This is a genomic window from Geobacillus sp. GHH01 (assembly GCF_000336445.1).
In the GTDB taxonomy this organism is placed as follows: domain Bacteria; phylum Bacillota; class Bacilli; order Bacillales; family Anoxybacillaceae; genus Geobacillus; species Geobacillus zalihae.
On record NC_020210.1, the window covers coordinates 1615325 to 1629746 of the forward strand.

General features: G+C 55.0%; 14 protein-coding genes and 1 other RNA gene. 14 read left to right on the forward strand and 1 reads right to left on the reverse strand.

Features of this window, described 5'->3' with window-relative positions; translation table 11 throughout:
• The first annotated feature begins 130 nt into the window (after positions 1–130).
• The 14 genes from GHH_RS07955 (at position 131) to GHH_RS08010 (ending at position 14045) form a co-directional block, all read left to right on the forward strand.
• Positions 131–1273, forward strand: a complete 1143-nt coding sequence (locus tag GHH_RS07955) for an acyl-CoA dehydrogenase (protein ID WP_011231092.1) — start codon at positions 131–133, stop codon at positions 1271–1273.
• A gap of 59 nt (positions 1274–1332) precedes the next feature.
• Positions 1333–2967: an AMP-binding protein gene (locus GHH_RS07960; RefSeq protein ID WP_015374744.1), complete on the forward strand. Its 1635-nt coding sequence runs from the start codon at positions 1333–1335 to the stop codon at positions 2965–2967.
• Between the two features lie 71 nt (positions 2968–3038).
• Positions 3039–4391, forward strand: coding sequence for an acetyl-CoA carboxylase biotin carboxylase subunit (gene accC / locus GHH_RS07965; protein ID WP_015374745.1), 1353 nt, complete (start codon positions 3039–3041; stop codon positions 4389–4391).
• A 26-nt stretch (positions 4392–4417) separates the two neighbouring features.
• Positions 4418–4630: an acetyl-CoA carboxylase biotin carboxyl carrier protein subunit gene (locus tag GHH_RS07970; RefSeq protein ID WP_011231095.1), complete on the forward strand. Its 213-nt coding sequence runs from the start codon at positions 4418–4420 to the stop codon at positions 4628–4630.
• 16 nt (positions 4631–4646) lie between these two features.
• The gene (locus GHH_RS07975; protein WP_015374747.1) at positions 4647–5540 is read left to right on the forward strand and encodes a hydroxymethylglutaryl-CoA lyase; all 894 of its coding nucleotides are present in this window, start codon (positions 4647–4649) and stop codon (positions 5538–5540) included.
• Positions 5541–5561: 21 nt separating this feature from the next.
• Positions 5562–6344, forward strand: coding sequence for an enoyl-CoA hydratase (locus GHH_RS07980; RefSeq protein ID WP_015374748.1), 783 nt, complete (start codon positions 5562–5564; stop codon positions 6342–6344).
• A 170-nt stretch (positions 6345–6514) separates the two neighbouring features.
• Positions 6515–8068, forward strand: coding sequence for an acyl-CoA carboxylase subunit beta (locus GHH_RS07985; RefSeq protein WP_015374749.1), 1554 nt, complete (start codon positions 6515–6517; stop codon positions 8066–8068).
• Between the two features lie 63 nt (positions 8069–8131).
• Positions 8132–8320, forward strand: a non-coding RNA gene (ssrS, locus tag GHH_RS18165) — 6S RNA.
• A gap of 202 nt (positions 8321–8522) precedes the next feature.
• Positions 8523–8963 (forward strand): MarR family winged helix-turn-helix transcriptional regulator, encoded by a 441-nt coding sequence (locus GHH_RS07990; protein WP_011231100.1) that lies wholly within the window; start codon positions 8523–8525, stop codon positions 8961–8963.
• Between the two features lie 3 nt (positions 8964–8966).
• Positions 8967–9605 carry an HlyD family secretion protein gene (locus tag GHH_RS07995; RefSeq protein ID WP_014195721.1) on the forward strand — a complete coding sequence of 213 codons (639 nt, stop codon included), beginning with the start codon at positions 8967–8969 and terminating at the stop codon, positions 9603–9605.
• A 10-nt stretch (positions 9606–9615) separates the two neighbouring features.
• Positions 9616–11328 (forward strand): DHA2 family efflux MFS transporter permease subunit, encoded by a 1713-nt coding sequence (locus tag GHH_RS08000; RefSeq protein WP_015374750.1) that lies wholly within the window; start codon positions 9616–9618, stop codon positions 11326–11328.
• Positions 11329–11445: 117 nt separating this feature from the next.
• Complete coding sequence (locus GHH_RS08005) at positions 11446–13494, forward strand: transglycosylase domain-containing protein (RefSeq protein WP_015374751.1); 2049 nt, start codon at positions 11446–11448, stop codon at positions 13492–13494.
• An 82-nt stretch (positions 13495–13576) separates the two neighbouring features.
• Positions 13577–13726, forward strand: a complete 150-nt coding sequence (locus GHH_RS18170; protein WP_011231104.1) for a YflJ family protein — start codon at positions 13577–13579, stop codon at positions 13724–13726.
• Between the two features lie 124 nt (positions 13727–13850).
• Entirely contained in the window at positions 13851–14045 is a 195-nt protein-coding gene (locus GHH_RS08010) for an NETI motif-containing protein (RefSeq protein WP_015374752.1), read from the forward strand.
• 182 nt (positions 14046–14227) lie between these two features.
• On the opposite strand, the gene GHH_RS08015 is transcribed toward GHH_RS08010, so the two are convergent.
• On the reverse strand, positions 14228–14404 hold the full coding sequence (locus GHH_RS08015) for a hypothetical protein (RefSeq protein WP_173400022.1): 177 nt from the start codon (positions 14402–14404) through the stop codon (positions 14228–14230).
• Positions 14405–14422: the final 18 nt, after the last annotated feature.

The following is a 14422-nucleotide window of genomic DNA, read 5'->3' on the forward strand; positions in this document are numbered from 1 at the left end:
GATCGTATACAGACCAACTAGTCGGTTTTGAAAACGCTTCAAAAATCAAAACCGTTTACACTCGTTTTCTTACTAAAACCGACTAGTCGGTTCAAATGATAGAACATTTTCTATGGGGGAGAGGGACAGGATGAATTTTTCATTAACAAAAGAGCAACAAATGATTAAAGAAATGGTTCGCGACTTTGCTGAGAAGGAAATTGCCCCATACGCGGCGAAATGGGATGAAGAGGCGCATTTTCCGCTGGATGTCTTCCGCAAAATGGGCGAGTTGGGGCTATTGGGTTTGCCGTTTCCGGAAGAATACGGCGGCGCTGGAGGCGATACGATTTCGTATGCCATCGCCGTTGAGGAAATCGGCCGCGCCTGCGGCGGCACCGGGCTAAGCTATGCGGCCGCCGTGTCACTTGGGGCGAGTCCCATTTATTACTTTGGAACAGAGGAGCAGAAACAAAAATGGCTCGTGCCGATGGCCAAAGGAGAGACGCTTGGCGCTTTTGGGCTCACGGAGCCGAACGCCGGGTCCGATGCTGGGGGCACGCGCACAACAGCGGTGCTCGATGGCGATGAATATGTCATCAACGGCGAAAAATGCTGGATCACGAACGCCCAATACGCGCGGCAAGTCATTGTCACCGCCGTGACAGGCAAAGATGCGCGCGGCAAAAACATCATCACCGCTCTCATCGTGCCAACTGACTCCCCAGGATTTACGATCCGTTCGAATTACGACAAGATGGGCGTGCGCGCGTCCAATACGTGCGAGCTTGTTTTCGAGAACGTCCGCGTGCCGAAAGAAAACGTCTTGGGCGACCCGCAAAAAGGGTTTAAACAGTTTTTGTACACGCTTGATGGCGGCCGCATTTCCATCGCAGCTTTAGCCGTCGGCATCGCGCAAGCGGCGTTTGAGAAAGCGCTTCAATACGCGAAAGAACGCGTTCAGTTTGGCCAGCCGATTTCCAAGTTTCAAGCGATCCAGTTTAAGCTCGCTGACATGGCGATGGAAATTGAGCTTGCCCGCAATATGGTGTACAAGGCGGCTTGGTTGAAAGACCAAGGGAAACCGTTTACAAAAGAAGCATCGTTCGCCAAGCTGTTTGCGTCGGAAATGGGGTTCCGCGTCTGCAACCAGGCGATTCAAATTCACGGCGGATACGGCTATATGAAAGAGTACGGCGTTGAGCGCCATTTGCGGGATATCAAGCTCATGGAAATCGGCGAAGGCACATCAGAAATCCAACGGCTCGTCATCGCCCGCCAACTGGGATGCTAAAAGCGGAAATGCCTGCATATCCATAACAATGAATTCGGACAAAGGGGAGGAAACGGCCGATGTTGACGGTGACTGTGGGGAAATTGTTGGAAGAGCGAGCCAGGCAATATGCGGATCGCGAGGCGGTCGTGTATGCCGACCGCGGCTTGCGTCTGACGTATCGGCAGTTTAACGACTATTGCCGCCTCGTTGCGCGCGGGTTGATGCGGCTTGGCATCGAAAAAGGGGAGCATGTCGCCATTTGGGCGACGAACGTCCCGGAATGGATCGCCTGCCAGTTTGCGACCGGCAAAATGGGAGCGGTGCTCGTTACGGTCAATACGAACTACCGCGCGGCGGAGCTTGAGTATTTGCTTCGGCAGTCCGACTCGACGACGCTCTTTTTGATTGAGCAATATCGCGACTCGTCGTATATCGATATTTTATATGAAATCGTTCCCGAGCTGCGCACGTCGGCGCCCGGACAGCTGCAATCGAAACGGCTGCCGAAGTTGAAAAACGTGATCTTTCTTGGCGACAAACGGCACCCGGGCATGTTTACATGGAACGACATCTTGGCGATGGCGCACGACGTATCGGAAGAAGAACTCGATGAACGGATGGAGAGCCTCGACCCGCACGATGTGATCAACATGCAATACACGTCCGGGACGACTGGATTCCCGAAAGGGGTGATGTTGACGAATTACAACATCGTCAACAACGCCCACCAAGTGGCGCAATGCATGGGACTTGGCGAAGGCGATCGATTGTGCATTCCGGTGCCGTTTTTCCATTGCTTCGGCTGCGTCATGAGCACGCTTGCATGCGTGACGGTCGGGGCGACGATGGTGCCGGTTGTGGAGTTCCATCCGAAGCGGGTTCTCGAGACGGTGGAAGCGGAGCGGTGCACGGCGCTTCACGGCGTGCCGACGATGTTCATCGCCGAGCTCAACGACCCGGATTTTGCCAAATACGATTTGTCGTCGCTGCGCACGGGCATTATGGCCGGTTCTCCTTGCCCGGTCGAAGTGATGAAGGCGGTCATCGAGAAAATGGGGATGAAAGACATTACGATCGCCTACGGGCAGACGGAAGCGTCCCCAGTCATCACGCAAACGCGCACCGACGATCCGCTTGAGCTGCGTGTCGAAACGGTTGGCCGCGCCTTGCCGGGCGTGGAAGTGAAAATCGTTGAGCCGGGCACGAACAAGGAAGTGCCGCGGGGTGTGCAAGGGGAACTGTGCACGCGCGGCTATCATGTCATGAAAGGGTATTACAACAACCCGGAAGCGACAAATGAAGCGATCGACCAAGACGGCTGGCTGCATACCGGCGATTTGGCGACGATGGATGAAAACGGTTACTGCCGCATCACCGGCCGGCTGAAAGATATGATCATCCGCGGCGGGGAGAACATTTATCCGCGCGAAATCGAAGAGTTTTTGTACAAACATCCGAAAATTTTGGACGTTCAAGTCGTCGGCGTGCCGGATGAGGTATACGGTGAAGAAGTGATGGCGTGGATCATCTTAAAAGACGGCGAAACGGCGACCGCTGAGGAGATTCGCGAGTTTTGCCGCGGCAACATTTCCCGGCATAAAATCCCGCGTTATATCGAATTTACCGACTCGTACCCGATGACGGCATCTGGGAAAATTCAGAAATTCAAATTGCGGGAAATGGCGAAACAGCGCCTCGGCTTAACAACCTAAGCCTAAACCGCCGCGCCGGGCGGACGAACCGTCCGGCGCCGGCACCTGTACTTTTAAGAAAGGGTGAGACGATGTTTTCGAAAGTGTTGATTGCCAACCGCGGCGAAATCGCCGTCCGTGTCATCCGCACGTGCCGACGTCTCGGCATTCAAACGGTTGCCATTTATTCCGAAGCAGACGCCGATTCGCTTCATGTCTCGCTCGCGGATGAAGCGTATTTGATCGGCAAGCCGCGCGTCGCGGAAAGCTATTTAAATATCGAAAAAATCATTGAGGTTGCCAAAACGGCGAAAGCGGAGGCGATCCATCCCGGCTACGGGCTGTTGTCGGAAAATCCAGCGTTTGCCCGCCGCTGCGAGGAAGAAGGAATCGTCTTCATCGGTCCGAAGGCGGACGTCATTGCGGCGATGGGCAGCAAAATCGAAGCGCGGCGGACGATGGAAAAAGCCGGCGTGCCGATCGTCCCGGGCGTCTCCTTTGCGCTTGATGGCGCCGATGAGGCGGCCAAAGCGGCGGCTTCGATTGGGTATCCAGTCATGCTGAAGGCGTCAGCCGGCGGCGGCGGCATCGGCATGCATATCGCTCGCGATGAAGCTGAGCTGCGCCAAGCGTTTGAAGGGAGCCAAAAACGGGCCGCTTCGTTTTTCGGCGACGGGACGATGTACATTGAAAAATATATTGAACGCCCGCGCCATATTGAAATTCAGCTTCTTGCCGACCAAAATGGCAACTGTGTTTACTTATGGGAGCGTGAATGTTCGATCCAACGCCGCCACCAAAAAGTGGTCGAAGAGGCGCCGTCGCCGTTTTTGGATGAAGAGACGCGGCGGAAGATGGGGGAGGCGGCGGTGCGGGCTGCGCGTTACATCGGTTATGCAAATGCCGGTACCATTGAATTTCTCGTCGATGAACAGAAAAATTTTTATTTTCTTGAGATGAACACTCGGCTGCAAGTCGAGCACCCGGTGACAGAAGAAATCACCGGCATCGACATCGTCGAAGAGCAGCTGCGCATCGCCGCGGGCGAGCCGCTCCGCTATAAACAAGAAGAGATTCGCCGCGACGGTCACGCCATTGAAGTGCGCATTTATGCCGAAGATCCGAACACGTTTTACCCGTCGCCCGGCCGCATTACGGTGTTTTCCGCCCCACAAGGCGAATGGATTCGTCATGAAACGGCGGTTCAAAGCGGCATCACGGTCACGCCATTTTATGATCCGATGATCGCGAAATTGATCGCCAAAGGGCCGGATCGGCAAACGGCGATTGAACGCTTGCTCGAAGCGCTTCGAGACTATCGCGTTGAAGGGATTAAAACGAACATTCCGCTGCTTGAGGCCGTGTTGTCCCATCCGGCGTTTCAAGCGGGGGATACGACGACCGATTTCCTTTCGAAACATTGGAAACCAATAAAAACGAAATGAAGCAGAAATGAATGGGGGAAGAAATGATGAATCAAATAACCGCAACGATGGCAGGAAGTGTATGGAAAATTGTCGTCGCCGTCGGTGACCGTGTGGAAGAAGGGCAAGATGTCGTCATTTTGGAATCGATGAAAATGGAGATTCCGATTGCCGCGGAAACGTCTGGCGTCGTGAAGCACATCCACGTGCAGGAAGGAGATTTCGTGAACGAAGGCGACGTGCTTGTCGAGATTGAGTAAAAAGGGGGAGCAGAGCATGAGCCGATGGCCGGCGAAGGTGACGATCAAAGAAGTCGGCCCGCGCGACGGCCTGCAAAACGAAGCAACGCCGATCGCGACCGCCGATAAAATCGCTTGGATCAACCTATTGTCAGAAACGGGGCTGTCGTACATTGAGGTGACTTCCTTCGTCCATCCGAAATGGATTCCGCAGCTTGCGGACGCCGTTGAAGTGGCAGCGGGCATTCGCCGAAAAGCCGGCGTCACGTATGCGGCGCTCGTCCCCAACGAAAAGGGGCTTGAGCGGGCGCTTGGCGCCGGGGTCGATGAAGTGGGCGTCTTCATGTCAGCGAGCGAAACGCACAACCAAAAAAATATTAACAAAACGATCGCTGCCACATTTCCGGTGCTGGAAGCGGTCGTGAAAACGGCAAAACAAGCAGGAAAAACGGTGCGCGGCTACGTTTCCACCGTTTTTGGCTGCCCGTATGAAGGGCCTGTCGCCGTCGATCAAGTGCTGATGGTGGCGGACCGGTTGTTGGCGATGGGGGTTGACGAACTGTCGCTTGGCGATACGATTGGCGTCGCGACGCCCAAGCAAGTCGAAGAGGTGCTCACAATCGTGCTCCGCCGTTTTCCGGCTGATCGGATCGCGATGCATTTCCATGACACGAGAGGGACGGCGCTGGCCAATATTTTAGTGTCAATGGAAATGGGGATTACGACGTTTGACAGCTCGCTCGGCGGCCTCGGCGGCTGTCCGTACGCTCCCGGAGCGTCGGGAAACGTCGCCACCGATGATTTAGTATATATGCTTCACGGCATGGGGATTGAAACCGGCATCGATGTCGAGCAGCTGACGAAAGCGGCTTTGTTTATCCGCGACAAAATCGGCCGCCCGCTTCCGAGCCGCTATTTGCAAACGGTTTGATCATAAGGGGGGGGAGAAAACGTGAGCACACTTGTATCGTTTGAAACACAAGAAAACGGCATCGCCATTGTGACATTAAACCGTCCGGAAGCGGCCAATGCGCTTTCAAGAGCGCTTCTTTTCGAGCTTGGCGCGCTCTTTCAGGAGATCAAATTTCGCAAAGACGTGCGCGTTGTCATGTTGACCGGGGCAGGAGACAAGGTGTTTTGCGCCGGCGCTGATTTGAAAGAGCGGGCGGGGATGAATGAAACGGAAGTGCGGCAAACCGTTGCCTTAATCAGCAAAACGATCAATGAGGTCGAGAAAGTGCCGCAGCCGGTCATCGCCGTTTTAAACGGCTCGGCGTTTGGCGGCGGGTTGGAGCTTGCCTTGGCTTGCGACATTCGGTTTGCTGCCGACGATATTCAGCTTGGGTTGACGGAAACGTCGCTTGGCATCATTCCGGGAGCGGGGGGGACGCAGCGGCTGCCGCGCCTTGTCGGCCTCGGAAAAGCGAAAGAATTGATTTTTGCCGCAAAGCGCATCACCGCCAAAGAGGCCGAGCGAATCGGCCTTGTCGAATACGCGGTGCCGCGCTCCGAGCTGATGGAGCGTGCGCTTTGTCTCGCGCAACAAATCGCTGACAATGCGCCGATAGCCGTCCGTCAGGCGAAACGGGCGATCCAAAGCGTATTCAACGTTGATTTGGAGACGGGCCTCGCGATTGAGCAGCTCGCCTATGAGGCGACCATTCCGACGAAAGACCGGTTGGAAGGATTGCAGGCGTTTAAAGAAAAGCGGAAGCCGGTGTACAAAGGCGAGTAAGCCCGCTTGGACAAGGAGGGGGCGGTTTGGAAGGAGGAAGCCGCACGGAGCGCTTGCGCCGCATCGGCCTTTTCACAGCGATAAATAAAACACGGCATCCAACCTTGCTCCAGCCGAACAAGCGGGATGGAACAGCAAGATCCATCAAAACAAGGAGGGGAAACAAAGAGATGAAGGAAACAGCCAATCAACAAGACACGCTCGCAGCGGAGCTGGAGAAAAGAGCGGCGGAAATCAAGAAAGGCGGGGCGCCAAAATATCATGAAAAAAACGCCGCCCAAGGGAAATTGTTTGTTCGCGAGCGGCTGAACTTGCTGCTTGATAACGGTTTGGAAGTGGAAGACGGATTGTTTGCCAACTGTTTGGCGGGCGATTTGCCGGCTGATGGAGTTGTGACCGGCATCGGCAAAATCAATGGCCGCACCGTCTGCGTGATGGCGAACGATTCGACCGTCAAAGCTGGCTCGTGGGGAGCGCGCACCGTCGAAAAAATCATCCGCATTCAAGAAACGGCGGAAAAACTGCGCTGCCCGATCATTTATTTGGTGGACTCGGCCGGCGCACGCATTACGGACCAACTCGAAATGTTTCCCGGCCGGCGCGGGGCGGGGCGCATTTTTTACAATGAGGTGAAGCTGTCCGGCAAAGTGCCGCAAGTGTGCCTGTTGTTTGGTCCATCAGCAGCCGGCGGCGCTTATATTCCGGCGTTTTGCGATATCGTCATCATGGTCGAAGGCAATGCCTCGATGTACTTAGGCTCGCCGCGCATGGCGGAAATGGTGATTGGGGAAAAAGTGACGCTCGAAGAGATGGGCGGCGCCCGCATGCATTGCACCGTCTCCGGCTGCGGCGACGTGCTCGTGAAAACCGAAGAAGAAGCGATTGCCTATGCACGCCGTTATTTGTCGTATTTTCCGTCCAATTACAGCGAAAAGCCGCCGGTGGTCGAGGCGAAGCCGCCGAAATCGTTTGACAAAACGATCGAGGACATTTTGCCAGAAAACCAAAATGCGCCGTTCAACATGTATGATTTGATTGAGCGGATCATTGACGAAGGATCGTTTTGTGAAATCAAAAAACTGTTTGCGCCAGAAATCATTACGGGACTGGCGCGCCTTGCCGGCCAGCCGATCGGCATCATCGCCAACCAGCCGCGCGTCAAAGGCGGCGTATTGTTCCACGATTCGGCTGATAAAGCGGCGAAATTCATCACGCTTTGCGACGCGTTCCATATCCCGCTTCTGTTTTTGGCCGACGTCCCTGGCTTTATGATCGGCACGAAAGTCGAGCGGGTCGGCATCATCCGCCATGGGGCGAAAATGATCGCGGCCATGTCGGAAGCCACCGTACCGAAGATCTCGGTCATCGTTCGCAAAGCGTACGGCGCCGGATTGTACGCGATGGCCGGGCCGGCGTTTGAACCAGATTGCTGCCTGGCGCTTCCGAACGCGCAAATCGCCGTCATGGGGCCGGAAGCGGCCGTCAACGCCGTCTACGCCAACAAAATTGCCGAGCTGCCGCCAGAAGAGCGTGCGGCATTTGTCGAACAAAAACGCGAGGAATACCGGCGCGACATCGACATTTACCGTCTCGCCTCCGAGCTTGTCGTCGACGGAATCGTCGCGCCGAACGATTTGCGCAACGAGCTCATCCGCCGATTTGACGCGTATATGTCCAAGTATATGGTCTTTTCTGAGCGGAAGCATGGGGTGTATCCAGTTTGAAAAAATGGATGGCTGTCCCTCTTGCCAAGGGACGGCAGATCATGTATCATAATAATCACCAATCCGTTGCTGCGTTGTGCGTTGTAGAATGAAGTTTCAACCGATGGCAATCAAAAGGGAGTTCTACATTGAAGCGGGAATGTCATGCCTCAATATTCGTGATGGAGGACGGCAGGAACGCTTCTGCGAACACCCACCTGGTGGAGCGTGGTTGAGAAACTGCATTCAGCCAACGGCAACAGCGGCGCGGATTCACGAATGAGGAGTTGGCAAAAGAGTCCAACTGGATGCAAAACATCCGGTTGGACTCTTTTTCGTTGCGTATGTTTTCTCTAAAAGACATGAAACAATATAGTTGATTTTCCCTGTTTTCATGTTATAATCATATTTCGCGCATGAATAATTCGTATTGAAACTATTCCAACAAGAAAGATGAGGCAAGGAGGGGGGATGAATGGAAGGGATCAGCCGGGACATCATGTATGCTGTCTTCCGGACGCAAAAGGCGCTTTATCGCCTCATCCGCGAGGACGCCGCCCGCGTCGGGGTGACAGAGGTGCAGCTGATCGTCTTATATACGCTGCTGAAAAAAGAGCATATTCGCCTGAATGACTTGGCGGAAAAATTAAACTTAAGCAACAGCAATGTCAGCGGCACGGTTGACCGGCTCGTCGGCGCCGGCCTTGTTGTCCGCGAGCCGTCAAAGCAAGATCGGCGCGCGGTCATTTTGAGTTTGACGGAAAAAGGAAAAGAGACGGTGTCGGAAGCGTTTGGCGAGCAGTCGGTGCTGCGCCGGCGGCTTGGCCGCATTCAAGAACTCGTCTCTCCAGAGGAGATTGAACAGTTTTTGCATCTTCATGAAAAAATTAAAGCGATTTTACTCGGGGAGGAATAGACGGTGAACGTGAAACGATTGGTTGCGCTGAACATCATTGTGCTCATTTTGCTTGTCGGTGGAGGCTTTGCCGCCTACTACTATGTGAATGAAGCAACGAACTACATTAAAACGGACAACGCCCGCATCGACGGCCAGGTCATCTCCGTCGCTGCGCCGCTGTCCGGGAAGCTGACATCCTGGCGGGGCGACACGGGAAAAACCTTCTCAGCTGGGGAAGAAATCGGCGAGGTGTTTGACGGCAAAACAACGATTCCGGTGACAGTGCCGCATCGGATGACGATCGTGCAGCAAAACGCAGTCAAGGACTCGTTTGTCGCCGCGGGGATGCCGCTGGCCCGCGGGTTTGATTTGAACGATTTGTGGGTGACGGCGAATATTGAAGAGACGGATATTGAAGACGTGAAAATCGGGCAAGACGTCGATATTTATGTCGATGCGTATCCGGATCGCAAATTCAGCGGCAAAGTCGAAAAAATCGGCAACGCGACAGCGAATACGTTCAGCCTGTTGCCAAGTTCCAATGCGACCGGCAACTACACGAAAGTGACCCAAGTGATTCCCGTTACGATTTCCATTGACAATTACAGCGGAGCCGGACTTGTGCCGGGCATGAACGTCACCGTCCGCATCCATAAGTAGGTGATTGAGGATGACAGCATTTGTCATTGGTTATATTGTGTTTGCCGTTTTGGTCTTGGCGGCGGTCAACATCGCGCTGCGCCGCCGCAAGCCGGCTTCAGCCGCAGGGAAGGCGGCGGATGAAGCGGCGGAAGCCAACGCTCAACCGTTAGCGGAAACGAAAGCAGAGCCGTCGACAGGAACGGATGGGCGTCCGGCCGCTCCGGCCGGTCAAGGCGGCCTTGGGGATATCGGCAGCCGCGGCAAGGTTGTGGCGACGGTCATGCTGGGCGCGTTTGTCGCCATTTTGAATCAAACGTTGATCAACGTCGCCTTGCCGCATATGATGCAAGATTTCAACGTGGAAACGTCGACGATTCAATGGCTCGTGACCGGCTATATGCTCGTCAACGGGGTGCTCATCCCGATCAGCCCGTTTTTAATCGCCAAGTTTCCAGCGAAACGGTTGTTTTTATCGGGCATGTCGTTTTTCGCCATCGGCGCGTTTGTCTGCTCGATCGCTCCGTCGTTTGCCGTCATGCTCACGGGGCGGTTGACACAAGCGGTCGGGGCCGGCATTATTATGCAGCTGATGATGGTCATTATGTTGTCGATTTTCCCGCCGGAACGCCGCGGGGTGGCCATGGGAACGGTCGGAATCGCCATGATGTTTGCGCCGGCGGTCGGGCCGACGCTGTCTGGCTGGATCGTTGAACATTATACATGGCGGCTGTTGTTTTACGTCGTGTTGCCGATCGCGATTTTAGACATTGTGCTTGCCTCCGTCTGGCTGAAACATACGCCGCGTAAAGGCAATCCAGTGCTGGACGTGCAAGGGGCGGTCTACTCCACGATCGGGTTTGGCGGCGTTCTGTATGGCTTCAGCGAGGCCGGAAGCAAAGGATGGGGCGAGACGGAAGTGGTTGTTTCGCTTGTCATCGGCGCCTTGTTCCTCATCATGTTCACATGGCGTTCGCTGCGCTCGGAGCATCCGGTGCTCAATTTCCGTGTGTTCCGCTACCCAGTGTTTACGTTGGCGACCGTCATCGGTTCGGTCATTAACATGGCGATGTTTGCCGCCATGGTCTTGCTTCCGGTGTATTTGCAAAACTTGCGCGGCTTTACGCCGCTCGATGCCGGTTTGCTGTTGCTGCCGGGGGCGATTGTGATGGCGGTCATGTCGCCGATCTCTGGTTGGGTGTTTGACCGCATCGGCGCGCGGATGCTCGCTATTGTCGGTTTGATCATCACCGCTGTGACGACGTGGGAATTCAGCAAGCTGACGATGGATACGCCATACAGCCAGTTGATTTGGCTTTACATTTTCCGCATGTTCGGCATGTCGATGCTCGGGATGCCGATTATGACGGAAGGGTTGAACGCCTTGCCGCGCCATTTGTACAGCCACGGCACGGCGATGTCGAATACGATTCGTCAAGTGGCGGCTTCGCTCGGGACGGCGTTCTTGGTGACGATCATGTCCAACCGGACGAAATTCCATGTGGAAGCTTATCGCAATGAAATGACGGAAAACAATCCGTTGTTCATGAGCCTTGTCGGCCAACTGAAACAGGCCATCCCAAGTGATGAGGCGATCGCTCAGCTGTTGTATGGACTTGTGCAGCAACGGTCAACGGTCGAGGGGATCAACGACGCCTTTTTCGTCGCTACTGGCTTAACGGTGGTGGCGCTCGTCATGGCGTTTTTCTTAAAAGGAAAAAAGCAGAAATCGCCATCGGCGTAAACAAGGGAAGCGGCGCACACGGCCGCTTCTTTTTTGTTTTGAGCCATGGAAAAGAGACGAAAACGGGCGGCCGGCTGCGAATCGTATAATCGTGACGAAGAGACAGGGGGGAACATTGTGGAGGCGCAAAGCAGGCAGCAAATGAGACAAACAAGACGAAGACGGTGTTGGCTGCAGGCGCTCGTTGTCGCCGCCTTGGCTTTGGCCGCCGTTGTTGCTGCGCTCGAGTGGGCGATTGATCGACAAAACATTGCCGCCTTGGAAACACCGTTGCCGGCAGCGACAATCATTTATGATGAACACGGCCGCATCGCGAGCAAGCTCGCGGCGGCAAACATCGAAGAAGTGCCGATCGACAGGGTGCCCAACTATTTTCTTGAGGCCATCGTCGCGACGGAAGACCGCCGCTTTTACGAGCATGATGGCGTCGATTATTATGGGCTTTTGCGCGCGATGTGGCGCAACATTCGCGTCGGGGCGTGGGTCGAGGGCGGCAGCACGATCACTCAACAGCTGGCGAAAAACGTCTTTTTAACGAATGAAAAAACGTTGACACGCAAATGGAAGGAATGGTTGATCGCACAAAAAATTGAGCGCACGTACAGCAAACAAGAAATTTTAGAAATGTACATCAATCGCATTTATTTCGGTGCGGGGGCGTGGGGGGTGGCCAGCGCGGCGAAAACGTACTTTGGCAAAGACGTTTCTGAGTTGACGCTAAGCGAATCCGCCATGTTGGCTGGTCTCATCAAAGCACCGTCCGCTTTATCGCCGGTCCGTCATTACGATAAGGCGGTCGCCCGGCGCAATGTCGTCTTGTCGCTCATGAAAGAACAAGGCTATATCGATGATCAAGAGTGGATCGCCGCGAAAAACGAGCACATTGCCATTCAACAGGAACCAAAACGCGACCCGTATGCCGGAAAATATCCGTACTACGTCGATGAACTAATCCACGAAGCGATTGCACAATACGGCCTGACGCAAAGCGATGTCCTTTCCGGGGGGCTCCGCATTTACACGGAGCTTGACCCGAACATGCAACAAGCGCTTGAAGCCGTGTATGCGAATGATTCGCTGTTTCCATCAAGCCCGGACGGTGTGCCTGTCCAAAGCGGAGCAGTGCTGCTCGACCCGAAAACGGGCGGGGTGAAGGCGCTTGTCGGCGGCCGCGGCCGCCATGTGTTCCGCGGTTTCAATCGCGCCACAGAGCTCAGGCGTCAACCGGGGTCAACGCTCAAGCCGCTCGCCGTGTACACGCCGGCGCTCGAACAAGGGTACGGGCCGTTTTCGCTGCTCAAAGACGAGCCGCTTAATCTCGGCGGCTACCGCCCGCAAAACTACGACCACACGCACCGCGGCACGGTGACGATGTATGAGGCGATCATCCATTCGCTCAATGTGCCGGCCGTCTGGCTGTTAAACGAAATCGGCCTTGACAAAGGGATGGAGGCGCTGCACCGGTTTGGTTTGCCGTTGGAAAAAGAGGACCGCCAGCTCGGCATCGCGCTCGGCGGCATGTCCCGCGGCGTCTCGCCGCTCGAGATGGCGGAAGCGTACGCCGTATTCGCCAATGACGGCGTCCGTTTGGACGGCCATCTCATTACAAAAATCGTTGATGCTTACGGCCGCAAGGTAGCGGAGTGGAAGCCGCGGCGAACGGTTGTCACGTCCAAGAAAGTGGCGCAGCAAATGACGTTTTTGCTCGAAGGCGTCATCCGCGAAGGGACCGGGAAGCGCGCTGCCATCCCGGGGCGGGAGCTTGCGGGCAAAACCGGGTCGACCGAAATGACGATCCCCGGCATCGACGGGGTGAAAGACCAATGGATGGTCGGCTATACGCCGCAGCTGGTCGGTGCGCTTTGGCTCGGCTATGACCGGCCGGACGAAACACATTATTTGACGACGACGAGCGGGGAAACGGCGGCCATCATTTTCCGCCATATGATGGAAAAAGCGCTGGCCGACGAGCCTGTCGTCCGCTTCTCGCTGCCGCTTGTGAAACAAGCGGAACGAGAACACAAAAAACGTGAGCCAAAGGCGCCTGAATCCGTGCCGCCAAAGGTGAAGGAAAAACCGCGTACGCCCGGCCATGAAAAAGGAAAAAACAAAAAAGAGAAAAAAGAAAAAAAGCACGGAAAAGGGCATGGCGGCAAGCATGAATAAGCTGTTGCCAAAGGCGTTCTTATCCCCTGTTTAGGCGCATATATATAAAGACAAGCCGCACGAAAAAGGAGGGGGAGCGCCCATGGCGCATTTCGGCTCGAAAGGATGGCTTGTGGCTGAGTTGAAAAAGGCGGGCATCGCCCGTCATCCGGTTGGACGGAAAAAAATTGAAACGTACAAGGCGGCGGAGCTGTACGGGCTGTACCGAAAATATGTGCAGAAAACATGCTGAACCGGATGAAGCGATCCGGCTTCTTTTTTGGGGTACAATAGTTATAAGGAAAGGCCGTGAAGCCTTGATATGTCAACATTTCTAGTGGGAGGAGGGAGGGCGCGCCTCTTTGGCCAGGAAAGCGATGAAGAAAAAACGGTTTACTGTAGCGGAAGGGGAAACGATCGCCGCCTGTTTAGCGCGAATGAAACAGGAAGGCTACCGCCCTGTCCGCCGCATCGAGCAGCCGATTTTCCGCGAAGTGGAAACGAACGGCGAAACGATGGTTGAGCCGTGCGGGCGCATCATCGAATTTGAGGGTGTGCGCGATGAGCCATAACGGGCGGTTGTTGGCTCCACCTTAGGCTGAAGGCGCGGCCGCAGATTCGACGGGCTCTGGTTATAGGGGCAAGAGAATTCATCAAAAAATTGCGAAGGAAGTTCTTTTCCCAACGATCGCCGCCTATACAAAGCGGGGAGATCGGCCAGCCAAAAAAACCGGAAAGGGAGTTCCTTCCCGGTCTAGCTGTGCGGCCATTCGCGCGTTTTTTTCGCGTCTCGATGGCCGCCGGTCGGGTTGCCGCTTGATGCTTCGTAGCCGACTTGGTACACATAGTGCTTCGGGGCGTGTATGACGTTGTCCATTCGGTATTGGTCCAGATCGTCTTGAAATTGCCGTTTGCTTTCTTGCTCATCCATCATTGGTACCCCCTTGTG

What these genes read in the sequence shown, in the direction of transcription:
- GHH_RS07955 (WP_011231092.1), top strand. Translation starts at nt 131, where the DNA reads ATGAATTTTTCATTAACAAAAGAGCAACAAATGATTAAAGAAATGGTT.
- GHH_RS07960 (WP_015374744.1), top strand. Translation starts at nt 1,333, where the DNA reads ATGTTGACGGTGACTGTGGGGAAATTGTTGGAAGAGCGAGCCAGGCAA.
- accC (WP_015374745.1), top strand. Translation starts at nt 3,039, where the DNA reads ATGTTTTCGAAAGTGTTGATTGCCAACCGCGGCGAAATCGCCGTCCGT.
- GHH_RS07970 (WP_011231095.1), top strand. Translation starts at nt 4,418, where the DNA reads ATGAATCAAATAACCGCAACGATGGCAGGAAGTGTATGGAAAATTGTC.
- GHH_RS07975 (WP_015374747.1), top strand. Translation starts at nt 4,647, where the DNA reads ATGAGCCGATGGCCGGCGAAGGTGACGATCAAAGAAGTCGGCCCGCGC.
- GHH_RS07985 (WP_015374749.1), top strand. Translation starts at nt 6,515, where the DNA reads ATGAAGGAAACAGCCAATCAACAAGACACGCTCGCAGCGGAGCTGGAG.
- GHH_RS07990 (WP_011231100.1), top strand. Translation starts at nt 8,523, where the DNA reads ATGGAAGGGATCAGCCGGGACATCATGTATGCTGTCTTCCGGACGCAA.
- GHH_RS08000 (WP_015374750.1), top strand. Translation starts at nt 9,616, where the DNA reads ATGACAGCATTTGTCATTGGTTATATTGTGTTTGCCGTTTTGGTCTTG.
- GHH_RS18170 (WP_011231104.1), top strand. Translation starts at nt 13,577, where the DNA reads ATGGCGCATTTCGGCTCGAAAGGATGGCTTGTGGCTGAGTTGAAAAAG.
- GHH_RS08010 (WP_015374752.1), top strand. Translation starts at nt 13,851, where the DNA reads ATGAAGAAAAAACGGTTTACTGTAGCGGAAGGGGAAACGATCGCCGCC.
- GHH_RS08015 (WP_173400022.1), bottom strand. Translation starts at nt 14,404, where the DNA reads ATGGATGAGCAAGAAAGCAAACGGCAATTTCAAGACGATCTGGACCAA.